Annotated in this window: 30 protein-coding genes and 1 pseudogene; 1 reads left to right on the top strand and 30 read right to left on the bottom strand. The window is 58.3% G+C overall.

The genetic code is table 11. The features are described from left to right. Positions 1 to 314: 314 nt before the first annotated feature. Positions 315 to 1,148: pseudogene (locus tag Q666_RS54830) on the top strand (adenylate/guanylate cyclase domain-containing protein); the annotation flags it as partial. 18 nt (positions 1,149 to 1,166) lie between these two features. Here Q666_RS54830 and Q666_RS54825 read toward each other — a convergent pair. The 30 genes from Q666_RS54825 to rpsJ form a co-directional block, all read right to left on the bottom strand. After that, positions 1,167 to 2,408, bottom strand: a complete 1,242-nt coding sequence (locus tag Q666_RS54825) for a replication-associated recombination protein A (RefSeq protein ID WP_208984281.1) — start codon at positions 2,406 to 2,408, stop codon at positions 1,167 to 1,169. Positions 2,409 to 2,479: 71 nt separating this feature from the next. Further along, the gene (locus Q666_RS54820) at positions 2,480 to 3,931 is read right to left on the bottom strand and encodes a DegQ family serine endoprotease (RefSeq protein WP_031268321.1); all 1,452 of its coding nucleotides are present in this window, start codon (positions 3,929 to 3,931) and stop codon (positions 2,480 to 2,482) included. Between the two features lie 127 nt (positions 3,932 to 4,058). Then, complete coding sequence (locus Q666_RS54815) at positions 4,059 to 6,161, bottom strand: methyl-accepting chemotaxis protein (RefSeq protein ID WP_022998252.1); 2,103 nt, start codon at positions 6,159 to 6,161, stop codon at positions 4,059 to 4,061. A 261-nt stretch (positions 6,162 to 6,422) separates the two neighbouring features. Further along, positions 6,423 to 6,848 (bottom strand): 50S ribosomal protein L17, encoded by a 426-nt coding sequence (gene rplQ, locus Q666_RS54810; protein ID WP_055654713.1) that lies wholly within the window; start codon positions 6,846 to 6,848, stop codon positions 6,423 to 6,425. A gap of 81 nt (positions 6,849 to 6,929) precedes the next feature. After that, positions 6,930 to 7,952, bottom strand: a complete 1,023-nt coding sequence (locus Q666_RS54805; protein WP_006936426.1) for a DNA-directed RNA polymerase subunit alpha — start codon at positions 7,950 to 7,952, stop codon at positions 6,930 to 6,932. Positions 7,953 to 8,042: 90 nt separating this feature from the next. Then, complete coding sequence (rpsK, locus tag Q666_RS54800; RefSeq protein WP_006936427.1) at positions 8,043 to 8,432, bottom strand: 30S ribosomal protein S11; 390 nt, start codon at positions 8,430 to 8,432, stop codon at positions 8,043 to 8,045. 71 nt (positions 8,433 to 8,503) lie between these two features. Next, positions 8,504 to 8,872, bottom strand: a complete 369-nt coding sequence (gene rpsM / locus Q666_RS54795; protein ID WP_031268319.1) for a 30S ribosomal protein S13 — start codon at positions 8,870 to 8,872, stop codon at positions 8,504 to 8,506. A gap of 179 nt (positions 8,873 to 9,051) precedes the next feature. Next, entirely contained in the window at positions 9,052 to 9,648 is a 597-nt protein-coding gene (locus Q666_RS54790; protein ID WP_022998251.1) for an adenylate kinase, read from the bottom strand. Then, positions 9,645 to 10,976, bottom strand: a complete 1,332-nt coding sequence (gene secY, locus Q666_RS54785; protein ID WP_022998250.1) for a preprotein translocase subunit SecY — start codon at positions 10,974 to 10,976, stop codon at positions 9,645 to 9,647. Before secY ends, Q666_RS54790 begins: the two co-directional genes overlap by 4 nt. A gap of 47 nt (positions 10,977 to 11,023) precedes the next feature. Beyond that, entirely contained in the window at positions 11,024 to 11,491 is a 468-nt protein-coding gene (gene rplO, locus Q666_RS54780; protein ID WP_022998249.1) for a 50S ribosomal protein L15, read from the bottom strand. Between the two features lie 23 nt (positions 11,492 to 11,514). Then, positions 11,515 to 11,712 (bottom strand): 50S ribosomal protein L30, encoded by a 198-nt coding sequence (gene rpmD, locus Q666_RS54775; RefSeq protein ID WP_006936433.1) that lies wholly within the window; start codon positions 11,710 to 11,712, stop codon positions 11,515 to 11,517. Positions 11,713 to 11,753: 41 nt separating this feature from the next. After that, positions 11,754 to 12,320 carry a 30S ribosomal protein S5 gene (rpsE, locus tag Q666_RS54770; RefSeq protein WP_006936434.1) on the bottom strand — a complete coding sequence of 189 codons (567 nt, stop codon included), beginning with the start codon at positions 12,318 to 12,320 and terminating at the stop codon, positions 11,754 to 11,756. Positions 12,321 to 12,361: 41 nt separating this feature from the next. Next, entirely contained in the window at positions 12,362 to 12,724 is a 363-nt protein-coding gene (gene rplR / locus Q666_RS54765; RefSeq protein WP_022998248.1) for a 50S ribosomal protein L18, read from the bottom strand. Positions 12,725 to 12,736: 12 nt separating this feature from the next. Then, on the bottom strand, positions 12,737 to 13,270 hold the full coding sequence (gene rplF, locus Q666_RS54760) for a 50S ribosomal protein L6 (protein WP_022998247.1): 534 nt from the start codon (positions 13,268 to 13,270) through the stop codon (positions 12,737 to 12,739). Positions 13,271 to 13,311: 41 nt separating this feature from the next. Then, positions 13,312 to 13,710, bottom strand: a complete 399-nt coding sequence (gene rpsH / locus Q666_RS54755) for a 30S ribosomal protein S8 (protein ID WP_006936438.1) — start codon at positions 13,708 to 13,710, stop codon at positions 13,312 to 13,314. 12 nt (positions 13,711 to 13,722) lie between these two features. Continuing rightward, positions 13,723 to 14,028 carry a 30S ribosomal protein S14 gene (gene rpsN / locus Q666_RS54750; RefSeq protein ID WP_006936439.1) on the bottom strand — a complete coding sequence of 102 codons (306 nt, stop codon included), beginning with the start codon at positions 14,026 to 14,028 and terminating at the stop codon, positions 13,723 to 13,725. 21 nt (positions 14,029 to 14,049) lie between these two features. After that, positions 14,050 to 14,607, bottom strand: coding sequence for a 50S ribosomal protein L5 (gene rplE / locus Q666_RS54745; protein WP_022998246.1), 558 nt, complete (start codon positions 14,605 to 14,607; stop codon positions 14,050 to 14,052). Next, positions 14,600 to 14,917, bottom strand: coding sequence for a 50S ribosomal protein L24 (rplX, locus tag Q666_RS54740; RefSeq protein ID WP_006936441.1), 318 nt, complete (start codon positions 14,915 to 14,917; stop codon positions 14,600 to 14,602). The genes rplE and rplX overlap by 8 nt, the downstream gene beginning before the upstream one ends. Then, entirely contained in the window at positions 14,917 to 15,285 is a 369-nt protein-coding gene (gene rplN, locus Q666_RS54735; protein ID WP_006936443.1) for a 50S ribosomal protein L14, read from the bottom strand. The genes rplX and rplN overlap by 1 nt, the downstream gene beginning before the upstream one ends. Before the next feature lie 69 nt (positions 15,286 to 15,354). After that, on the bottom strand, positions 15,355 to 15,585 hold the full coding sequence (gene rpsQ / locus Q666_RS54730) for a 30S ribosomal protein S17 (protein ID WP_022998245.1): 231 nt from the start codon (positions 15,583 to 15,585) through the stop codon (positions 15,355 to 15,357). 10 nt (positions 15,586 to 15,595) lie between these two features. Further along, positions 15,596 to 15,796, bottom strand: coding sequence for a 50S ribosomal protein L29 (gene rpmC, locus Q666_RS54725; RefSeq protein WP_006936445.1), 201 nt, complete (start codon positions 15,794 to 15,796; stop codon positions 15,596 to 15,598). Positions 15,797 to 15,817: 21 nt separating this feature from the next. Continuing rightward, positions 15,818 to 16,231, bottom strand: coding sequence for a 50S ribosomal protein L16 (rplP, locus tag Q666_RS54720; protein WP_022998244.1), 414 nt, complete (start codon positions 16,229 to 16,231; stop codon positions 15,818 to 15,820). 47 nt (positions 16,232 to 16,278) lie between these two features. Continuing rightward, entirely contained in the window at positions 16,279 to 17,007 is a 729-nt protein-coding gene (rpsC, locus tag Q666_RS54715; protein WP_006936448.1) for a 30S ribosomal protein S3, read from the bottom strand. Continuing rightward, a complete protein-coding gene (rplV, locus tag Q666_RS54710; protein WP_006936449.1) occupies positions 17,007 to 17,387 on the bottom strand; it encodes a 50S ribosomal protein L22 in 381 nt (126 codons plus the stop codon). Before rplV ends, rpsC begins: the two co-directional genes overlap by 1 nt. Before the next feature lie 2 nt (positions 17,388 to 17,389). After that, complete coding sequence (gene rpsS / locus Q666_RS54705; RefSeq protein ID WP_022998243.1) at positions 17,390 to 17,668, bottom strand: 30S ribosomal protein S19; 279 nt, start codon at positions 17,666 to 17,668, stop codon at positions 17,390 to 17,392. A 12-nt stretch (positions 17,669 to 17,680) separates the two neighbouring features. Beyond that, positions 17,681 to 18,511: a 50S ribosomal protein L2 gene (gene rplB / locus Q666_RS54700; protein WP_022998242.1), complete on the bottom strand. Its 831-nt coding sequence runs from the start codon at positions 18,509 to 18,511 to the stop codon at positions 17,681 to 17,683. A gap of 18 nt (positions 18,512 to 18,529) precedes the next feature. Then, the gene (locus Q666_RS54695; protein WP_006936452.1) at positions 18,530 to 18,823 is read right to left on the bottom strand and encodes a 50S ribosomal protein L23; all 294 of its coding nucleotides are present in this window, start codon (positions 18,821 to 18,823) and stop codon (positions 18,530 to 18,532) included. Continuing rightward, positions 18,820 to 19,440 (bottom strand): 50S ribosomal protein L4, encoded by a 621-nt coding sequence (gene rplD / locus Q666_RS54690; RefSeq protein ID WP_022998241.1) that lies wholly within the window; start codon positions 19,438 to 19,440, stop codon positions 18,820 to 18,822. Before rplD ends, Q666_RS54695 begins: the two co-directional genes overlap by 4 nt. Next, positions 19,440 to 20,150 (bottom strand): 50S ribosomal protein L3, encoded by a 711-nt coding sequence (gene rplC, locus Q666_RS54685; RefSeq protein WP_031268311.1) that lies wholly within the window; start codon positions 20,148 to 20,150, stop codon positions 19,440 to 19,442. Before rplC ends, rplD begins: the two co-directional genes overlap by 1 nt. Positions 20,151 to 20,173: 23 nt before the next feature. Then, complete coding sequence (gene rpsJ, locus Q666_RS54680) at positions 20,174 to 20,482, bottom strand: 30S ribosomal protein S10 (RefSeq protein ID WP_006936455.1); 309 nt, start codon at positions 20,480 to 20,482, stop codon at positions 20,174 to 20,176. Between the last annotated feature and the right edge of the window lie 94 nt (positions 20,483 to 20,576).

The raw sequence follows: 20,576 nt of genomic DNA, 5'->3' as shown, positions 1-20,576 counted from the left end.
GGCGCTCTGAAGCCTGCTACGATTTTCCCCCGCCTGACCTGTATATTCCGCTAAGATAGTTCATGGATCCGACAGTGATTCTTTAAAGTTCAGCATTATAAAACAGACAATGAGACCAGACTTTTTCGACGCGGAATGAAATGGCCAAGAGTGTAGATACAGCTGCCCAAAGCTCCGATGACACCGGGCAAGCCGACCAGACGACCTCGCTGCAATCCCTGCAGGAAGAGAACGACTATCTGCGATCCGAGTTGGAAGATCTGCGCCTCCTGTACGAGGCGACCATCGAGCATGGCGAAGCGGTCGAGGACCAGCTGGCGGATCAATCCACCAAACTCGAGGCACTTTCGCGGCAGCTCGCCAAATACCTTTCGCCTCAGGTCTATCAATCCATTTTCGAAGGCCGTCAGGAAGTCAAGATTGCGTCCACACGCAAGAAACTGACGGTTTTCTTCTCCGATATAGCCGACTTCACCGAAACGGCAGACCGACTTGAATCAGAAGAACTCACGGCGATCCTCAACCAGTATCTGACGGAGATGTCGAATATCGCGCTGCGCTACGGCGCGACCATCGACAAATACGTCGGCGACGCCATCCTGATCTTTTTCGGTGACCCGGAAACACGTGGTGTGACCGAGGACGCGCTTGCCTGCGTACGCATGGCCATCGACATGCAGGACCGGATGAAGGCGCTCCAGGGTGCCTGGCGGGAAGCCGGTATCTCCAAACCGATGAAATGCCGCATGGGGATCCATACGGACTATTGCACCGTGGGCAATTTCGGCAGCGAAGATCGGTTGGACTACACCATCATCGGACGTGGCGTGAACACGGCCTCACGCCTGGAAAGCCTTGCCACACCAGGCTCTATCCTGATCTCCTTCGAAACCTATTCGCAGGTGAAAGAGCAGATCAAATGCGCTGAAAATGGTGAAGTCAACGTCAAGGGAATTGCCTATCCGGTCTCCACCTACGAAGTAATCGGCCTGAAGGAACCCGTTCCGGTCAAGGATGATCTGGAGGTCGACCTGGTGTCTCGCCAGCTGGACAAGATTTCCGACACGATGGCACCGGAAGACCGCGAAAGGCTGATCGCCACACTCAAGAGCGCCCTCAACCGTCTGACATCAACCGAAACCGCCTGATCTTTCAGGCTACTCGGATCAGCCGCGTTCCTTGCGCCGCTTGTCCCAGAACTCCAGGCGTTTTCTCAGTTCCCGCTCAAACCCTCTCTGGGGTGGGTCGTAATAGGTCTTGCGGCCTAACTGCTCTGGAAAATAGTCCTGACCGGAAAAGCCGTCGGGAGCATCGTGGTCGTATTGATAGCCGTCGCCGTACCCTTCCTGCTTCATCAGCTTGGTGGGCGCGTTGAGGATATGCTTGGGCGGCAGTAGAGAGCCGCTGGATTTGGCATCCCGCATCGCCGCCTTGTAGGCCACGTAAGCACCGTTCGATTTCGGCGCCGTTGCAAGATAGATCACCGACTGCGCAAGCGCCAATTCCCCTTCAGGCGACCCGAGCATCTGGTAAGCGTCACGGGCCGCATTGGCTTGCACCAGTGCATTGGGGTCGGCCAGCCCGATGTCCTCAACCGCCATGCGGATAAGACGCCGGGCAAGATAGAGCGGGTCCTCCCCGCCATCCAGCATCCGGCAGAACCAGTAGAGGGCGGCATCGGGATCAGAACCCCGCACGGACTTGTGCAGCGCGGAAATCAGATTGTAATGGCCGTCAGCACTCTTGTCGTAGATCGGCGCCCGTCTCTGGACAATTTCCTGCAGGCGCTCGGCATCGAAGACCTCGTCCTCTCCTGCGGCGCGCCAGACATCCTCGGCCAGGGTCAGAGAAGAGCGGCCGTCGCCATCGGCCATGCGGATCAGCACCCGTCGGGCTTCCTCGTCAAGCGGCAGCTTACGCTCTTCCAACGCCTCTGCCCGCGCCAGCAGTTTTTCGATGGCGTCCGCGGAAAGGGAATGGAACGTCATGACGTGAGAGCGCGACAACAAGGCCGCGTTAAGCTCAAAGGACGGGTTTTCCGTGGTCGCACCAACCAGCGTGATCGTGCCGTCCTCCATCACCGGAAGGAAGCTGTCCTGCTGCGCCCGGTTGAACCGATGGATCTCGTCTACGAAGAGCAGCGTTGCCCTGCCGCTCATGCGCCGGGCGCGAGCCGTTTCAAACACCTTCTTCAGGTCCGAAACACCGGAAAAGATCGCGGAGATCTGTTCGAACGCAAGGTCCGTTTCATTAGCCAGCAACCGGGCAATGGTTGTCTTGCCGGTACCCGGTGGCCCCCAGAAGATCAACGAACCAAGCGTCCGCGTCTTCAGCATGCGCGACAGCGTGCCTTCCGGCCCGAGCAGGTGATCCTGCCCCACCACATCGGCAAGTTTGGTCGGTCGCATCCGGTCCGCCAGTGGCCGCGGGCCGGACTGGCTTAGTCCGGAAGCTTCGAACAGATCGCTCACACTGTCTCCTAACCGCGCAGGATGAGCTGTGAAACCTTGCCGTCCCGCTCGATATCGAGCTGCCAAACGCGCGGTGGCTTCTTGGTGATACCTTCCAGCATTTCGGTGGTCTCGACGGTTTGCCGGTTGATGCCCCGGATGATGTCGCCCGGGCGAAGCCCCACACGGTCCGCGGTGCTGCCGCGCTTCACTTCGGCGATCACGACACCGTCGAAAATCCCTTCCATTCCCAGTTCCTCGGAAACGGCAGGCGAAAGGTTCATGACCGTCGCGCCTTCGAAAGGCGAATAGTCGACAAGTTCGCGCGTGTCCCGTGGAATGGTTTCTGGAGCCGGCTGCAACGACACGGTCACATGCTGTTCCGCACCGTCCCTCAAGACAACAAAATCGGTCTGTTCGCCAATCATCTTTGTTGCAAAACGATAGCCGAAGGAATTGGGATCGGTCACTTCCTTGCCGTCAACCGCAATCACCAGATCGCTGACCCGAAGCCCGGCCTCAAAGGCAGGTGAACCATCAAAGACTGCCGTCACAAGCACACCGCGTGGCCGATCGAGAGACAGCGCTTCGGCGATTTCGGCATTCACAAGCTGCACGGTCGCACCCAGCCAGGGCCGCTGCACCTTGCCACCATGATCGGCAGCTTTCGCAACGAAACGCGCCATATGCGCCGGAATGGCAAAGCCGATACCGTTGGAGCCGCCGGAGCGAGAATAGATGGCCGAGTTGATGCCAACCAGCTTGCCGGTCATATCGACAAGCGCACCGCCGGAGTTGCCCGGGTTGATTGCAGCGTCGGTCTGGATGAAGAACTGAAAGTCCGTCACGCCGACCTGCGTGCGAGCCGTGGCCGAGACAATGCCCTGGGTAACCGTCTGGCCGACACCGAACGGGTTACCGATGGCAAGCACGATGTCGCCGACTTCAAGGCTGTCGGAATCCGCAAAGTCGATGCTCTCGAAAGGTCCATCACCCCGGATCTTCAGCACCGCAAGGTCAGTACGTTCGTCCATGAGAACGATATCGGCATCGAATTCACGACGGTCGTTCAGGGCGACGCGAACGTCGTCCGCGTCCTTGATCACATGATGGTTGGTGATCACCGTACCATCACTCGAAATGATGACGCCGGATCCAAGGGACGATTCAACCCTCTGCCGTGGCCTGTCGTTCCCGCCGGGCTGGCCGAAGAACCGGCGAAAGAAGGGATCGTCCATGAAGGGCGAAACTTGCCGACGCTGCACCACCTTGCGGCTGGCATAAACGTTGACCACCGCCGGCGCGACCTTTTTCACGATTGGCGCGAAGGAGAGTTTGATCTGCGCATCGCTTTGCGGAACAAGCCGAAGATCGGCCGGAGACGGCTGCACAGTCTGCGAAAGCGCAGCAGACATACCCATCAGGCCGACCAGGCCCGCTATGACAAGGGAACGCGTAAAGCTGGTCAGAACCAGGCGCATGGCGGGTGCCTCTTTTTCGAATCTTCTCATATCCATCGCGATACATGGCAGATAGGGAGGAAAAGAGGCAAATACAAAAGGGGCCGCCGGATTGCCGGCGGCCCCTTTTTCATCATGCAGGCTTACTTCAGGCCGAACGAACCTGCGCAAGGAAGCTGCGCACTTCGTGATCCAGTTCTTCAGCTTTCGATGCCATGTCCGCTGCTTCTTCGGAGAAGTTCTGTGCAGCCATGTTGGTATCGTTCGACAGAGAAGAAACGTTGCGGATGTCCTCGGTAACCTTGGAGGTTCCACCGGCGGCCCGTTGAGTGTTCTCTGCAATGCCCTGCGTCGCATAGCTCTGCTCGGTAACGGCTGCAGCAACTTCGCTCACCGACTTTGTAATCTCGTCGATGGTCTTCTGGATGTCGCCGATGGCATCAACCGCATCGTCGGTCGCCCCGCGGATGGCATCGATCTGCTGCTGGATTTCGCCGGTTGCCTTGCCTGTCTGGGACGCAAGATCCTTGACCTCGGAGGCAACCACCGCAAAGCCCTTGCCGGCTTCACCGGCACGTGCGGCTTCGATGGTGGCGTTGAGAGCCAGAAGGTTGGTCTGGTCGGCGATATCGGAAATCAACGTGACGACTTCTCCGATACGGTTGGCAGCTTCCGCAAGCGAGCGAACGGTGTCGTTGGTCGTTTCCGCACGTTTGGTTGCTTCGGCAGCAACGCTGGAAGAGCGTTCGATCAATGTCGAGATTTCCTGGATCGAGCTGGAAAGCTGATCGGAAGCTGCTGCGATCGATTCCACTTCGGCCAGAGTTTCTTCCGACATAGTGGCCGCATTGGCAGATGTTTCGCCTGCCATGTCGGTCATGCTGCGCATCTTGTTCGCCGATTCGCGCAAGGTTGCAGCGGTATGAGCCACCTTGTCGACGACGGTGCCGACGGTCGCTTCGAAGTCGCCTGCAAGGCTTGCCAGCATTTCCTGGCGCTGCTCTGCCTGACGTCTTGCATCATCGGCTTCCTCGGCTGCACGACGCTCGTTTTCTTCGGCTGCGTTCTGGCGGATCTGAAGAACGGCCCGGCCGATGTCGCCGATTTCGTCCTTGCGGTTCGCAGCCTTGATCTCTGCACCAAGATCACCGGAGGCAATCGCATTGAGAGCCCCTACAAGCGTGGTGAGAGGACGGGTGATCGACTGGGAGAAGAACAGGGCAATGACGGCTGCAACGGCAATTGTTGCAAGCGACCAGAGGAACATCTGATCGCGCATGCGAATGACGGCAGACAGCGTTTCTTCAACACTCTTCTCCGCAACGATGGCCCAGTTCTGCCCCTGGAAGGCCAGCGGACGGGCAACGACAAGATCATCAACGCCATCAGCCCCCTGAACGATACCGGCTGAAGCGGTGCCGGCGGCAGCTTCAATCGCCGGTCCGCTGGAAACGCTGGTGCTGAGCGCGGTCGGTGCACCTGCAAGCGGCATGTCGCTGAGCGCGAGGCCGTCCTGGTTGATCACGTAAACCTGACCGGTTTCCCCGAGGTCTTCACGGTTCGCGACAACTTCACTCAGGAAATCGGAATCGATCCGCATGACCGCAACACCGCTGAGGCTGATCGTACCGAACGAATTCATGAACACGGGCGATGCCAGGAACAGCGAGCCCTTGCCTCCGGCAGGGGTATAGGGTGCAAAGACACTGGCAGCGATCTCCCCCTCACCCAGCTCCTTGGCAGCATTGTAGACCATCTCCAGGCCGGTCCCTTCGGCAACACTGCCTTCACCAAGCTTGGACAGGAATTCGTCACCCTTGGTGACCGAATAAAGAATGAGACCGGCGTTATCGAGCAGATAAAGATCTGCGAAGCCGCCGTTCTTCCAGACATTGTAGAACGCCGGGTGCGCCTCGGTGTGGCGCCAGGCATACATTGTCTTCTGTTCCTTGCCTGTGACCGCTGCACGTTCTTCAGGGCTCTGCGGCGCCTGGAACAGGCCGAGAATTTCGTCTTTTTCCTTGGCAAGGTTCATCGTCGCGTTGCCAAGGTTGCTCAACGGATCCGAAACGCTGGACGCCAGGTTCACGATCTGGGATTCAGCTGCGTGCAGGCGCGACTGCAGGAGCGCGTTACGCGCTGTGATGACCATGCCAAGTTCGGCTTCTGCCGCTTGTTGCAATCCGTCGCGACCGGTCATGTAGCCGATGACACCCACCGCCGCACATGCGGCGACTGTAATCACGATCATCAGAGCCGGAATAACAAAAGAAAGTCGAAGAGAAGGCGACCTCTTCTTAGAAGCGGAATTCGTTTTGGCTATCACAGTAAATCTCCCCAGCCTCTCCCACTAGTCCAGGAGGCATGGCTAGAAGCTAGGCAGTTTTCCTTAAATCATTGATAATTGCGGTCTCATTATTCGAAACGAATACGTTTGGGCGGACAGTCACGAAGACAACAAAAAAAGGCGGGCAAATCTGCCCGCCTTTCCCGATTGCCATCGAGGCAATTATTACGCTGCGTTTTCAGCTGCTTCTTCAGCTTCAACGCGAGCACGGTCTTCAGCACCGCGTGCTTCCGGATCACGGTCGACCAGCTCGATGACAGCCATCGGAGCGTTGTCGCCATAGCGGAAGCCGGCTTTCAGCACGCGGGAGTAACCGCCGCTGCGGTCCTTGTAACGCTCACCGAGCGTTTCGAACAGCTTGGCAACCATTGCCGCATCGCGAATCTGCGAAATGGCCTGGCGGCGTGCATGCAGGTCACCGCGCTTGCCCAGGGTGATGAGCTTGTCGATGATCGGCTTCATTTCTTTAGCCTTCGGCAGGGTCGTTACGATCTGTTCGTGCTTGATCAGCGACGCTGCCATGTTCGCGAACATAGCCTTACGGTGGCTAGAGGTCCGGTTGAGCTTGCGGCCGGATTTACCGTGGCGCATGGCCCTCTCCTTTTTCTTTCAGGCAGTCAGTTCTTCTGGTTGAACTCTTGCCCGGTTGATCCTCACAGGACGCGTACGCCCTTAGTACTGATGGTCTTCGTAGCGCTTGGCGAGATCATCGATGTTCTCAGGCGGCCAGTTGGCAACTTCCATGCCGAGATGGAGACCCATCTGGGCGAGAACTTCCTTGATTTCGTTCAGCGACTTGCGGCCGAAATTCGGGGTCCGCAGCATTTCCGCTTCGGTCTTCTGAATGAGATCGCCAATATACACGATATTGTCGTTCTTCAGGCAGTTTGCAGACCGTACAGACAGTTCCAGCTCGTCGACCTTCTTCAGAAGCGCAGGGTTGAAAGCCAGTTCCGGGACGCTGTCCTCGGCGACTTCACGCTGCGGCTCTTCGAAGTTGACGAAGATGGAGAGCTGATCCTGCAGAATGCGTGCAGCGAATGCCACGGCGTCTTCCGGCTTGACGGAACCATCGGTTTCGACAGTCAGGGTCAGCTTGTCATAGTCAAGAACCTGGCCTTCACGGGTGTTTTCCACCTTGTAGGAGACCTTCTTGACCGGAGAGTAGAGGCTGTCGACCGGGATCAGGCCAATCGGCGCATCTTCCGGACGGTTCCGATCGGAAGAATGGTAGCCCTTGCCGGTGTTGACGGTGAATTCCATGCGGATTTCAGCGCCTTCATCCAGCGTGCAGAGCACCAGTTCCGGATTGAGAACCTCGACGTCGCCAACAGTCTGAATATCACCGGCGGTGACAACACCCGGACCCTGTTTGCGCACGACCATGCGCTTGGGACCCTCGCCTTCCATGCGGATGGCGATTTCCTTGATATTCAGCACGATGTCGGTGACATCTTCCCGGACACCCGGGATCGACGAGAACTCATGCAGAACGCCATCGATCTGAACGGCAGTCACGGCGGCACCCTGCAGAGAAGACAGCAGGATACGGCGCAGCGCGTTGCCAAGGGTCAGACCGTAGCCACGCTCGAGCGGCTCGGCAACGACGGTTGCCAAGAAGCGCGGGTCTTCACCCGGCTTGATCTCGAGTTTGGTCGGCTTGATCAGTTCTTGCCAGTTTTTTTGAATGGTCACGTTTTCGTCCCTTCGGCTATCCCGCCCGGCGGATCAGCGCCAGGCCATTCTTTGCCATTTGGAGAAACAAGTACCTAAAGCTGGGAAGCCTTAGACGCGGCGACGCTTGCGCGGACGGCAGCCGTTGTGCGGAATCGGCGTCACGTCACGGATGGACGTGATCAGGAAACCGGCGGCCTGCAGGGCACGCAGAGCAGATTCACGACCGGAACCCGGACCGCGCACTTCCACTTCCAGGGTGCGCATGCCGTGCTCGGCAGCTTTTTTCGCAGCGTCTTCCGCAGCAACCTGGGCAGCATACGGAGTGGACTTACGGGAACCTTTGAAACCGAGTGCACCGGCGGACGACCAGGAGATCGCGTTGCCCTGTGCGTCGGTGATCGTGATCATGGTGTTGTTGAACGTGGAGTTCACATGCGCGACGCCAGAAGAGATGTTCTTGCGTTCGCGGCGACGCACGCGCGTCGTGTCTTTAGCCATTCTCTTATCCTTGTTTTGATCTCGTCACTGCCGTAATGCCGGCAGCTCCACCACCAATCGAGGCAGGGTAATTACTTCTTCTTACCAGCGATCGGTTTAGCCGGACCCTTGCGGGTACGTGCGTTCGTGTGCGTCCGCTGACCGCGAACCGGCAGGCCGCGACGGTGACGCAGGCCGCGGTAGCAGCCAAGGTCCATCAGACGCTTAATGTTCATCGCGGTCTCACGACGCAGGTCACCTTCAACGAGGTAATCGCGGTCGATGGTTTCGCGGATGGACAGAACTTCTGCGTCGGAAAGCTCGTTCACACGGCGGGCAGCATCGATGTTGTTCTTCTCGATGATTTCCTGCGCGAACTTCGCGCCGATGCCGTGAATATACTGAAGCGCGATGACAACGCGCTTGTTCGTCGGAATGTTAACGCCAGCAATACGTGCCACGTTCGTCTCCATGATTACGCAGCGAGACCATGGTCTTGCCGCAGGTTGTAATGCCCGCGTCCGGTGGAGTCCGGCCCTTGCGGGTACGAAAATGCCGGGGTAACCCCGGCACAGAGAATGCCGGCCCCACTTACATGGAACCGGCTTAACTGTAAGGTAGAGCGGGTCGTTTAACGGCTCTAAACCTTTTCGTCAAGTCCTTGAAGAACGGAATCTATTGAAGCCGTCACTTCATCAATGGACTGCATGCCGTCAATCACGGAAAGAAGACCTGTCTTCTCGTAATACGGCACAACAACTGCGGTATCGCGGTTGTAGGCTTCAAGGCGTTGCTTGAAGACTTCCGGATCATCGTCCTTGCGCACGGGCTGACCAGCAGCCTGTGCATCAGCGGCGCGCTTGATGATCCGATCGACCAGCTTCGACTGGTCGACACGCAGTTCGATGACGGCGTTCAGCTTGAGGCTGTTTGCTTCCAGCATCTCGTCAAGCGCTTCGGCCTGGGCGAGCGTACGGGGAAAACCATCAAGAATGAATCCGTTCCTGGCATCTTCTTCGGCGATCCGGTCGCGGATGATACCGACAACGATCTCATCCGATACGAGACCACCTGCGTCCATGACTTCCTTGGCTTTAACGCCTACCGGGGTCTGGGCAGCCACTGCGGCCCGCAGCATGTCTCCGGTGGAGAGCTGCGGGATCGCGTATTTCGCAACGAGGTGCGCGGCCTGTGTCCCCTTCCCCGCTCCTGGCGGTCCAACCAGAATAAGCCTCATCGACGCCTCCCACTTAATTTCGCTTTTTTCACCAGACCCTCATATTGGTGCGCAAGCAAATGCCCCTGGATCTGTGACACGGTATCCATCGTCACGCTTACGACAATCAACAAAGAGGTGCCACCGAAATAGAACGGAACGCCTGTCGCCGAAATAAGGAATTCGGGTAATAGACAAACGACGGTGATGTAAATTGCACCGACCACCGTAATGCGCGTCAGAACGTAGTCGATATACTGCGCTGTACGCTCGCCGGGACGGATCCCGGGAATGAAACCGCCGTGTTTCTTCAGGTTGTCCGCAGTGTCGCTCGGATTGAAAACGATAGCGGTATAGAAGAAACAGAAGAACACGATCATCGCTGCGTAGAACACCATGAACAACGGCTGGCCGTGACCAAGCGCCGCAGTGATATACGTCAGCCACTCATTGCCCGAACCCTGACTGAAGCCGCCGATGGTGGCAGGAACCAGCAGGAGGGAAGAAGCGAAGATCGGTGGAATCACACCGGCAGTGTTGAGCTTGAGCGGCAGGAACGAGGTGTTGCCCTCGAACATGCGGTTGCCCATCTGGCGCTTAGGATACTGAATCAGCAGTCTGCGCTGAGCCCGTTCCATGAACACGATCAGTGCGATCACCACAACAGCCAGTATCAGGATGCCGAGAATCAGGATCGTCGACATCGAGCCCTGGCGACCGAGTTCAAGCACATTGACCAGCGCGACCGGCAGACCGGCGACAATGCCGGCAAAGATGATCAGCGAAATACCGTTACCGATACCGCGCGATGTGATCTGCTCACCGAGCCACATCAGGAACATGGTACCGCCGACAAGCGTCAGGACAGTTGATGCGCGGAAGAACCAGCCCGGATCGGCGACCACATTGGTTGCTCCTTCCAGACCGACTGCGATACCGTAAGCCTGGAAAGCCGCCAGGATAACAGTACCGTAGCGCGTGTACTGGTTGATGACCTTGCGGCCCTGCTCGCCTTCCTTCTTCATCTGCTCGAGCGTCGGTACGACGGTCGTCATGAGCTGCATGATAATGGAGGCGGAAATATACGGCATAATGCCGAGAGCGAAGATCGCCATGCGCTCGACAGCACCGCCGGCAAACATGTTGAACATGCCGATGATACCGGACTGGGCCTGATTGAAGGCCTGCGCAAAGGCGTCCGGATTGATGCCGGGCAAGGGAATGTAAGTGCCCAGTCGATAAACCAAAAGCGCCCCCAGTGTGAACCAGATGCGCTTTTTGAGTTCTTCAGCCTTGGCGAAAGCTGAGAAATTGAGATTTGACGCCAGTTGCTCGGCGGCCGATGCCATGCCCTACTCCGGAATGCTTGCCCAAGAAATGGGTGAAGCCCAGGCTGTTAAGCCTGAGCTCCCAGAACGGCAACCTTGCCGCCTGCTTTTTCGATCGCTGCTACAGCGCCCTTGGAGGCACCGGCAACTTCAAAGGTCACTGCAGCGGTGAGTTCACCGTTGGCAACGATGCGCACACCGTCACGGACCCGCTTGACAACGCCTGCTGCCTTCAGCGCTTCGACGGTAACCGTCTCGGACGCATTCAGCTTGCCTGCATCAATCGCCTTCTGAACACGGCCAACGGACACAGTGTTGTAGTCCTTGGCAAAAATGTTCGTGAAGCCGCGCTTCGGCAGACGGCGGTGAAGCGGCATCTGACCGCCTTCAAAGCCTTTGATGGCAACGCCGGAACGGGACTTCTGACCTTTGACACCACGGCCACCAGTCTTGCCCTTGCCGGACCCGATGCCGCGAGCCACACGCATGCGGTCTTTTACGGCACCTTCGTTGTCACGAAGTTCATTGAGCTTCATGTTCGTTTCTCCTCACCCCGTTCTTACGCGTTGTCTTCGACGACGCGAACGAGATGCTGGACCTTATTGATCATGCCGCGCACTTCAGGAGTATCCTTCAGTGTGGAACGGCGGTGCATCTTGTTCAGGCCGAGACCGACGAGCGTCGCGCGCTGGTCCTTAGGACGGCGCAGCGGGCTGCCGATCTGTTCGACCGTGACAGTCTTTTCGGTGTTCGCCATGGAACATACCCTCTCTCAGCTGGGGACCGGAGCCGCTAAGGTCAAGCCTCAGCGGCAGCCGAAGCCGCCTCATCGTTGTTGTCACGACGGCGGGACTGCAGCACAGAGACCTTCAGGCCACGGCGGGCAGCGACGGAACGCGGGCTGTCTTCCTTGGTCAGCGCAGCAAAAGTTGCACGCACCATGTTGTAGGGGTTGGAAGTCCCCAGAGACTTGGCCACAACGTCCTGGACGCCGAGCGTTTCGAAAACGGCACGCATCGGACCGCCTGCGATGATACCGGTACCGGCCGGAGCTGCACGAAGCAGAACCTTGCCAGCGCCGTGACGGCCTTCCACATCGTGGTGGAGGGTCCGGCCTTCGCGAAGCGGTACACGGATCATCGTGCGCTTTGCTGCTTCAGTTGCCTTACGGATGGCTTCCGGCACTTCACGCGCCTTGCCATGACCGAAGCCGACGCGGCCCTTCTGGTCACCAACCACAACGAGTGCGGCGAAGCCGAAACGACGGCCACCCTTGACCACTTTCGCAACGCGGTTGATGTGAACGAGCTTGTCGACGAATTCGCTGTCTCGCTCGTCGCGATCGCGATTTTCTTGTCTCGCCATATTATACGTCTTCCGTTCTTAAGAGCGCCAACGGGCGCTGGTCAGAATTCAAGTCCACCTTCACGGGCTGCATCAGCAAGCGCTTTTACGCGCCCATGATACTGGTACCCGCCACGGTCGAACACGACCTGCTTTACGCCAGCGGCAGCAGCACGCTCGGCGACAAGCTTGCCAACGGCTGCAGCTGCAGCGACGTCGGCGCCCGTTTTCAGGCTGCTCTTGAGATCTGTTTCGATCGTTGAAGCAGAGACAATCGTATGTCCCTTCGCATCGTCGATGATCTGGGCGTAGATCTGCTTCGACGAGCGGAAGACAGAAAGGCGCGGACGACCGTTCGCGGCTTTCTGAATCGAACGGCGCACGCGATCGCGGCGGCGCTCGAAAGCTTGTTTGCTGTTCGCCATGATCTGGGTCCGTTACTTCTTCTTGCCTTCTTTGCGGACGATGAACTCGCCTGCATAACGAACGCCTTTGCCCTTGTAGGGCTCCGGCGGGCGGAATTCACGAATTTCAGCAGCAACCTGACCGACGCGCTGTTTGTCGGTACCGGTGATGTTGATTTCCGTGGGTTTCGGGCACACGATATCGATACCATCCGGGATCGGATAGACAACGTCATGAGAGAAACCGAGCGCCAGCTGAAGGTTCTTGCCCTGGACCTGAGCGCGATAACCGACACCGGTGATGGCGAGGTCTTTCTTGAAACCCTCGGTTACGCCAGTGATCAGGTTCGCGACCATGGTGCGGCTCATGCCCCACATGGAGCGAGCCGGCTTGGAGCTGTTGCACGGATCGATTTTGATCCCATCATCCGTCATTTCGGCCAGAACAAGATCATTGAGCACGAAAGACTTTTCGCCTTTCGGGCCCTTGATCGTAACCGTCTGACCGTCGATCGATGCCGTTACCCCGCTTGGCACGGGGACTGGCTTTTTGCCAATACGAGACATATGACCAACCTTGTCGTTGTTTTAAAAGTGAGGATGCCGCATCAGAAGACGCGGCAAAGAACCTCACCACCTACGTTTTCGTCCCGCGCCTGATGGTCGCTCATGACACCACGCGGAGTCGAAATGATCGACACGCCCAGGCCATTAGAGACATGCGGGATGTTTTTCACCGACGAGTACACGCGGCGGCCCGGCTTGGACACACGTTCAATCGTGCGGATAACCGGTTCACCGTCGAAATACTTCAGTTCGATTTCCAACTCGGACTTACCGCCCTCGTATTCAACCGTGGTGTAGCCACGGATGTACCCCTCTTTTGCGAGCACATCAAGTACATGTGCGCGCAATTTGGAATTTGGTGAACTGACCTTGTTCTTGCGACGCATCTGCGCGTTGCGAATGCGGGTCAGCATATCCCCCAACGGATCAGAAATTGCCATCGGAGTTTCTCCTTACCAGCTCGACTTGACCAGGCCCGGGATCTTACCCAGGGAGCCCAGTTCACGAAGCGCAATACGCGACATCTTCAACTTGCGGTAAAAACCGCGCGGACGGCCGGACACTTCGCAACGGTTGCGAACGCGGTTCGGCGCGGAATTCCGCGGCAATTTTGCCAGCTTCAGGCGTGCGTTGTACCGCTCTTCCAGGGACAGGCTTTCATCTTTAGCCAGTGCCTTAAGGGCAGCGCGCTTCTCAGCGTATTTCTTTACAAGCTTCTCGCGGCGCTTGTTCTTCTCGATTGCGCTTTTCTTCGCCATCGTCGATCCCTTCCTTGCCCGTTACTTCGTGAACGGGAAGTTGAACGCGCGCAGAAGCTCGCGTGCTTCGTCGTCATTCGGCGCCGTGGTGCAGATGATCACGTCCATGCCCCAGATCTGGTCGACCTTGTCGTACTCGATTTCCGGGAACACGATGTGTTCTTTGATGCCCATGGCGTAGTTGCCGCGACCGTCGAAGCTCTTCGGGTTCAGACCACGGAAGTCACGTACGCGCGGCAGCGCGATGGTGATCAGACGGTCCAGGAATTCGAACATCTGCTGGCGGCGTAGGGTAACCTTTGCACCAAGCGGCATGCCTTCGCGAACCTTGAAGGTTGCGATCGACTTTTTCGCTTTGGTGATCACCGGCTTCTGACCGGCAATCAGTGCCAGGTCGTCAGCTGCGATACGCGCCTTCTTGGAATCGCTGACCGCTTCGCCGACACCGACGTTGAGGACAATCTTTTCCAGCTGCGGAACCTGCATGACGTTCTTGTACTGGAACTTCTCCAGAAGCTGCTTGCGCACAACTTCGTCATAATGCGTCTTGAGACGCGGCACGTTAGTGGTCTCAGCCATCGATCAGGTCTCCCGAACGCTTGGCCACACGGACCTTGGTGCCATCGTCCTGCACTTTGAAGCCGACGCGGGTCGCCTTGCCGTCCTTCGGATCGGCCAGTGCAACGTTGGAAAGGTGAATCGGGGCTTCCTTGGCCACGATGCCTGCTTCCTGCGTCTGGGTCTGCTTCTGGTGGCGGCGAACCATGTTGATGCCGCGGACCAGGGCCTTGTTGTCAGCCGGCAGCATCTGGATGACTTCGCCGGACTTACCCTTGTCACGGCCGGTCAGCACAACCACCGTGTCGCCTTTTTTAATTTTCGCAGCCATCAGAGCACCTCCGGCGCGAGCGAAATGATTTTCATATGGTTCTTTGCACGGAGTTCACGCGGTACCGGTCCGAAGATACGGGTGCCGATCGGCTCCTTGTTGTTGTTGACCAGCACGGCCGCATTGCGGTCGAACCGGATCACGCTGCCATCGGGACGGCGGATATCCTTTGCCGTGCGCACGACGACAGCCTTCATCACGTCGCCCTTCTTAACGCGGCCCCGCGGAATTGCCTCTTTCACGGAGACGACGATGATGTCGCCTACCTGGGCATATTTACGCTTGGAGCCGCCGAGCACTTTGATGCACATGACACGACGAGCGCCGGAATTATCCGCGACGTCGAGGTTTGTTTGCATCTGAATCATGACTGGCTGCCTTGTTCTTCTGATGGCGCTCGGGTCACGGGCGCCTGATGCTCACTGAATGGAGCGCGGTCACTGAGCGACCACGGTCCAACGTTTGTTTTTAGAGATCGGCGCGCATTCTTCGATCTGAACAATGTCGCCAACCTTGTACTGGTTGGTTTCGTCGTGTGCGCGGTACTTCTTGGTCCGGCGCACAGTCTTCTTCAGCAGCGGGTGCGTGAAGCGGCGCTCCACATTCACCGTCACCGTCTTGTCATTGGCGTCGCTGACAACGGTGCCCTGCAGGATACGCTTCGGCATGGCCGTCTCCTTACGCGTTCGCCGACACGCGCTTTTCGCGCATGATCGTCTGGATACGCGCGATATCACGGCGGATCTGCCGGACACGCGCAGTGTTTTCAAGCTGACCCGTAGCCCGCTGGAAGCGCAGGTTGAACTGCTCTTTCTTCAGGCCTTCAAGCTCACTGCGGAGCTCGTCGAGGGTCTTAGCCCGTACATCGGTAGCCTTCATGGCTCTAACTCCTCGCCTGCCCTACTCGCCGATACGCTGAACGAAGCGGCACTTGATCGGCAGTTTGGCTGCAGCAAGACGCATGGCTTCACGCGCAATGTCTTCCGGCACACCGTCGATTTCGAACATGATCCGGCCTGGCTTGACACGGCAAGCCCAGTAATCCGGAGAACCCTTACCTTTACCCATGCGGACTTCAGCAGGTTTCGAGGAAACCGGGACGTCCGGGAAGATGCGGATCCAAACACGACCCGCACGCTTCATGTGGCGGGTCATAGCACGGCGGGCCGCTTCGATCTGACGTGCCGTAACACGCTCCGGCTCAATCGCCTTCAGACCGAATGCGCCGAAGTTGAGGTCAGTGCCTCCCTTCGACAAGCCGTGGATGCGGCCCTTGTGCTGCTTGCGGAACTTTGTGCGCTTCGGTTGCAGCATCGTTCTTCTCTCGTCTTTCTTAAGTTACGAGCGGCAGGCAGCTTGAATTAAGCTGCGCGCTCGCGGCCCCGATCCCGGCGTCCGCCGCGATCACCCTGGTTGCCTTCGGAAGCAGCGGTCGCACGGCGCTCAGACGCCATCGGATCGTGTTCCAGAATTTCACCCTTGAAGATCCAGACCTTCACACCGCACACGCCGTAGGCCGTGTGAGCGCTTGCAACACCGTAGTCGATGTCTGCACGCAGCGTGTGAAGCGGGACGCGGCCTTCGCGGTACCATTCGATACGCGCAATTTCCGCACCGCCGAGACGGCCACCGCAGTTGATACGGATGCCCTGTGCACCGAGACGCATGGCGGACTGGACGGCCCGCTTCATGGCGCGACGGAAAGCAACGCGGCGTTCCAGCTGCTGGGCAATCGACTGGGCGACCAGGGTCGCGTCGATTTCCGGCTTGCGCACTTCAACGATGTTGAGATGCACTTCGGAATTGGTGATGTCGGCGATCTTCTTGCGAAGACGCTCGATATCGGCACCCTTTTTACCGATGACCACACCCGGACGACCGGAGTGAATGGACACGCGGCACTTCTTGTGCGGGCGTTCGATAACAACCTTGGACACAGCAGCCTGCTTCAGTTCCTTCAGCAGGAGCTCACGGATGCGGAAATCTTCGTGCAGAAGATCGCCGTATTCGTTCTTGTTCGCGTACCAGCGGCTGTCCCAGGTGCGGTTGATCCCGAGGCGCATGCCGATCGGGTTTGTCTTATGTCCCATCAGGCAGTCTCCTCAACTTCGCGCACGACGATGGTCAGGTTCGAGAACGGCTTCTCGATCCGGCCAACGCGGCCGCGTGCACGGGCCTGGAACCGCTTGATCACAAATGCCTTGCCGACATGTGCTTCAGCAACCACCAGGTTGTCGATGTCTAGGTCATGGTTGTTTTCCGCGTTGGCTATGGCCGACATCAAGGTCTTCTTGACGTCCTGCGCAATGCGCTTGCGGGAGAATGTCAGGTCCGCAATCGCGGAACCGACTTTTTTGCCACGGATCGAAGCCGCAACGAGGTTCAGCTTGCGCGGGGAAACGCGCAGCATGCGGGTCATTGCCCGGGCCTCATTGTCAGCGAGCGTCCGCTCACGCTTCGGCTTGCCCATCGTTACTTCCTCTTCGCCTTCTTGTCGGCGCCGTGTCCATAATAGGTCCGGCTCGGCGAGAACTCACCGAACTTGTGACCGATCATTTCCTCAGACACCAGCACCGGAACGTGCTTTTGACCGTTGTAGACGCCGAAGGTCAAACCGACGAACTGCGGCAGGATGGTAGAGCGGCGGCTCCAGGTCTTGATGACCTCATTCCGGCCGGACTCACGGACCTTGTCCGCTTTCTTCAGCAGATACCCGTCGACAAACGGACCTTTCCAGATCGAACGTGCCACGATCCTTGCCCTTTACTTCTTCGCGTGACGGCTGCGGACGATAAACTTATCAGTCTGCTTATTGCGCCGCGTACGCTTACCTTTGGTCGGTTTACCCCAAGGAGTAACCGGATGACGACCGCCGGAGGTCCTGCCTTCACCACCACCGTGCGGGTGGTCGATCGGGTTCATGGCAACACCGCGAGTATGCGGACGAATGCCAAGCCAGCGGGAACGGCCTGCTTTACCCAGGTTAACGTTGGCGTGGTCCGGGTTGGACACGGCGCCAATGGAAGCCATGCAGGTTCCGAGCGCACGGCGCTGCTCGCCAGACATAAGGCGCAGCGTAGTGTAGCCCTGGTCGCGGCCGACGATCTGAACGAACGCGCCTGCCGAACGAGCGATCTGGGCGCCTTTGCCCGGCTTCAGCTCGACATTGTGCACGATCGTGCCAACCGGAATGCGAGCCAGCGGCGCGGCATTGCCCGGTTTCACGTCGACGGATTCACCGGCGATGACGGTATCGCCAGCAGCCAGGCGCTGCGGCGCCAGGATGTAGCTCAGTTCACCGTCTTCGTAACGGATGAGTGCAATGAACGCGGTCCGGTTCGGATCGTATTCAAGGCGCTCGACCGTTGCCGGAACGTCCCATTTACGGCGCTTGAAGTCGACAAGACGGTAAGACCGCTTGTGACCGCCACCGCGGTTCGGAGACGTCAGGCGGCCGGCGTTGTTGCGGCCACCGGACTTGGACAGGCCTTCGGTCAGGGTCTTGACCGGCTTGCCTTTCCACAGACCAGAGCGATCAACTTGAACCAGCTGACGGCGGCCTGGGGACGTCGGGTTGAATGTCTTAAGTGCCATTTTTCTTAAGTCCCCGTCTTAGAGCCCGGTGGTCACGTCGATTGCGTGACCTTCCTGCAGCGTAACGACGGCCTTCTTGTAGTCGGACTGACGGCCGATGCGACCGCGGAAGCGCTTGACCTTGCCCTTGCGGACCAGGGTGTTCACTGCCGTGACCTTCACACCGAACAGCGCTTCGACTGCGGCCTTGATTTCCGGCTTCGTTGCATCGTTAGCAACTTTGAAGACAACCTTGTTCTCTTCGGAAGCCATCGTCGACTTTTCGGTGATTACCGGGCCGACGATTTTGTCGTAGTGAGGAAGTTTGCTCATTTAAAGCGCTCCTCAAGTGCGGACACCGCAGCCTTGGTCAACACCAGGGTGTTGGCACGCAGGATGTCGTAAACGTTGATGCCCTGAACCGGCAGCACATCCAGATGCGGAATGTTGCGGGATGCCAGAGCAAAGTTTGCATCGACCTCGGCGCCGTCAATGATCAGGGCGCTGGTCAGGCCGAGCTTGGTCAGCTGTGCCTTGAGTGCCTTGGTCTTTGCTTCGGCTGCCTTCGCGTCTTCGACAACAACGATGCTGTCTGTCTTGGCTTTCGCAGACAGGGCATGCTTCAGGCCGAGGGCGCGAACCTTCTTCGGCAGGTCATGGCTGTGATCGCGAACGATCGGGCCAAATGCCTTACCACCACCGCGGAACTGCGGGGCCTTCTTGTTGCCGTGACGTGCGCCGCCGGAGCCTTTCTGGCGAACGAATTTCTTCGTCGTACCGGAAACTTCCGAACGGCCCAGCGACTTGTGGGTGCCTGCCTGGCGCTTGGCCAGCTGCCAACGCACCACACGGTGGATCAAATCGGTGCGCGGCTCGAGACCGAAGATCTCGTCAGACACCGTGATCGAACCGGCCGCCCCACCTTCGAGGGTCTTGACCTGGAGTTCCATCACTCACTCTCCTTCCCGGCGGCCGCAGTCGCTTCGGTTGCTTTGAAAGCACCCGGAACCGGAACGTTTTCCGGCAGCGCCTTTTTGATCGCGTCGCGGACCAGGATCCAGCCGCCCTTGGCGCCCGGAACAGAGCCCTCGACCATGATCAGGCCACGCTCAACATCAGTGCGCACAACCTTCAGGTTCTGCGTGGTCACGCGGGCATCACCCATGTGACCGGCCATTTTCTTGCCCTTGAACACGCGGCCCGGGTCCTGACACTGACCGGTAGAACCGTGCGAACGGTGCGAGATCGAGTTACCGTGCGATGCACGGCCACCACCGAAGTTGTGACGCTTCATGGCACCGGCAAAACCCTTACCGATAGAAGTGCCGGTCACGTCGACAAACTGGCCTTCGACGTAGTGGTCAGCGGTCAGTTCCGCGCCAACGTCGATCAGGTTTTCCGCAGAAACGCGGAATTCGGCCACGGTCCGCTTCGGCTCGACCTTTGCAACAGCAAAGTGGCCACGCAGTGCCTTCGGCGTATTCTTTACTTTACGGGTACCTGCACCGAGCTGCAGCGCAGTGTAACCATTTTTTTCGTCAGTGCGGTGGGCAACCACCTGGCAATTTTCCAGCCGCAGAACGGTGACCGGAACATGCTCGCCTGCATCGTTATAGATGCGGGTCATGCCCACTTTCTGAGCGATCACTCCAGAACGCATGGATGTGTCCCCTTCGACCCGGCTTAGAGCTTGATCTCGACGTCGACACCAGCGGCGAGGTCGAGCTTCATGAGCGCGTCCACCGTCTGGGGCGTCGGATCAACGATATCGAGAAGGCGTTTATGCGTACGCATCTCGAACTGATCGCGGCTTTTCTTATCGATATGCGGCCCGCGAAGCACCGTGTACTTCTCGATCCGCGTCGGCAGCGGCACGGGACCCCGTACCTGAGCACCGGTCCGCTTGGCCGTATTGACGATCTCCTTGGTGGAGGCGTCGAGAATACGGTGGTCAAACGCCTTCAGGCGGATCCGGATATTCTGACCGTTCATTGTTGTTGTTCCCAATAAGACTGCGGGCCTGCCCGCGTTTCACTTGAAAGTCACCGGCAGGCCCGGCTGTCGATTATTCGATGATGGATGCGAC

Source organism: Labrenzia sp. C1B70 (assembly GCF_000475395.1).
GTDB classification, from domain to species: Bacteria; Pseudomonadota; Alphaproteobacteria; order Rhizobiales; family Stappiaceae; genus Roseibium; species Roseibium algicola.
This window is presented reverse-complemented; position numbering and strand designations above follow the sequence as displayed.

What these genes read in the sequence shown, in the direction of transcription:
- rplF (WP_022998247.1), bottom strand. Translation starts at nt 13,270, where the DNA reads ATGTCTCGTATTGGCAAAAAGCCAGTCCCCGTGCCAAGCGGGGTAACG.
- rplR (WP_022998248.1), bottom strand. Translation starts at nt 12,724, where the DNA reads ATGGCGAACAGCAAACAAGCTTTCGAGCGCCGCCGCGATCGCGTGCGC.
- rplV (WP_006936449.1), bottom strand. Translation starts at nt 17,387, where the DNA reads ATGGGCAAGCCGAAGCGTGAGCGGACGCTCGCTGACAATGAGGCCCGG.
- rpsN (WP_006936439.1), bottom strand. Translation starts at nt 14,028, where the DNA reads ATGGCGAAGAAAAGCGCAATCGAGAAGAACAAGCGCCGCGAGAAGCTT.
- rpsE (WP_006936434.1), bottom strand. Translation starts at nt 12,320, where the DNA reads ATGGCGAGACAAGAAAATCGCGATCGCGACGAGCGAGACAGCGAATTC.
- Q666_RS54790 (WP_022998251.1), bottom strand. Translation starts at nt 9,648, where the DNA reads ATGAGGCTTATTCTGGTTGGACCGCCAGGAGCGGGGAAGGGGACACAG.
- rpsK (WP_006936427.1), bottom strand. Translation starts at nt 8,432, where the DNA reads ATGGCTAAAGACACGACGCGCGTGCGTCGCCGCGAACGCAAGAACATC.
- Q666_RS54815 (WP_022998252.1), bottom strand. Translation starts at nt 6,161, where the DNA reads ATGATCGTGATTACAGTCGCCGCATGTGCGGCGGTGGGTGTCATCGGC.
- rpsH (WP_006936438.1), bottom strand. Translation starts at nt 13,710, where the DNA reads ATGGCAATTTCTGATCCGTTGGGGGATATGCTGACCCGCATTCGCAAC.
- rplO (WP_022998249.1), bottom strand. Translation starts at nt 11,491, where the DNA reads ATGAAGCTCAATGAACTTCGTGACAACGAAGGTGCCGTAAAAGACCGC.
- rplP (WP_022998244.1), bottom strand. Translation starts at nt 16,231, where the DNA reads ATGCTGCAACCGAAGCGCACAAAGTTCCGCAAGCAGCACAAGGGCCGC.
- Q666_RS54825 (WP_208984281.1), bottom strand. Translation starts at nt 2,408, where the DNA reads ATGCGACCGACCAAACTTGCCGATGTGGTGGGGCAGGATCACCTGCTC.
- rpsJ (WP_006936455.1), bottom strand. Translation starts at nt 20,482, where the DNA reads ATGAACGGTCAGAATATCCGGATCCGCCTGAAGGCGTTTGACCACCGT.
- rplQ (WP_055654713.1), bottom strand. Translation starts at nt 6,848, where the DNA reads ATGCGCCACGGTAAATCCGGCCGCAAGCTCAACCGGACCTCTAGCCAC.
- rplB (WP_022998242.1), bottom strand. Translation starts at nt 18,511, where the DNA reads ATGGCACTTAAGACATTCAACCCGACGTCCCCAGGCCGCCGTCAGCTG.
- rplX (WP_006936441.1), bottom strand. Translation starts at nt 14,917, where the DNA reads ATGGCTGCGAAAATTAAAAAAGGCGACACGGTGGTTGTGCTGACCGGC.
- rpmD (WP_006936433.1), bottom strand. Translation starts at nt 11,712, where the DNA reads ATGGCGAACACCGAAAAGACTGTCACGGTCGAACAGATCGGCAGCCCG.
- rpmC (WP_006936445.1), bottom strand. Translation starts at nt 15,796, where the DNA reads ATGAAGGCTACCGATGTACGGGCTAAGACCCTCGACGAGCTCCGCAGT.
- rplE (WP_022998246.1), bottom strand. Translation starts at nt 14,607, where the DNA reads ATGGCTGAGACCACTAACGTGCCGCGTCTCAAGACGCATTATGACGAA.
- rpsQ (WP_022998245.1), bottom strand. Translation starts at nt 15,585, where the DNA reads ATGCCGAAGCGTATCCTGCAGGGCACCGTTGTCAGCGACGCCAATGAC.
- secY (WP_022998250.1), bottom strand. Translation starts at nt 10,976, where the DNA reads ATGGCATCGGCCGCCGAGCAACTGGCGTCAAATCTCAATTTCTCAGCT.
- rpsC (WP_006936448.1), bottom strand. Translation starts at nt 17,007, where the DNA reads ATGGGACATAAGACAAACCCGATCGGCATGCGCCTCGGGATCAACCGC.
- Q666_RS54820 (WP_031268321.1), bottom strand. Translation starts at nt 3,931, where the DNA reads ATGCGCCTGGTTCTGACCAGCTTTACGCGTTCCCTTGTCATAGCGGGC.
- rplN (WP_006936443.1), bottom strand. Translation starts at nt 15,285, where the DNA reads ATGATTCAGATGCAAACAAACCTCGACGTCGCGGATAATTCCGGCGCT.
- rplC (WP_031268311.1), bottom strand. Translation starts at nt 20,150, where the DNA reads ATGCGTTCTGGAGTGATCGCTCAGAAAGTGGGCATGACCCGCATCTAT.
- rplD (WP_022998241.1), bottom strand. Translation starts at nt 19,440, where the DNA reads ATGGAACTCCAGGTCAAGACCCTCGAAGGTGGGGCGGCCGGTTCGATC.
- Q666_RS54695 (WP_006936452.1), bottom strand. Translation starts at nt 18,823, where the DNA reads ATGAGCAAACTTCCTCACTACGACAAAATCGTCGGCCCGGTAATCACC.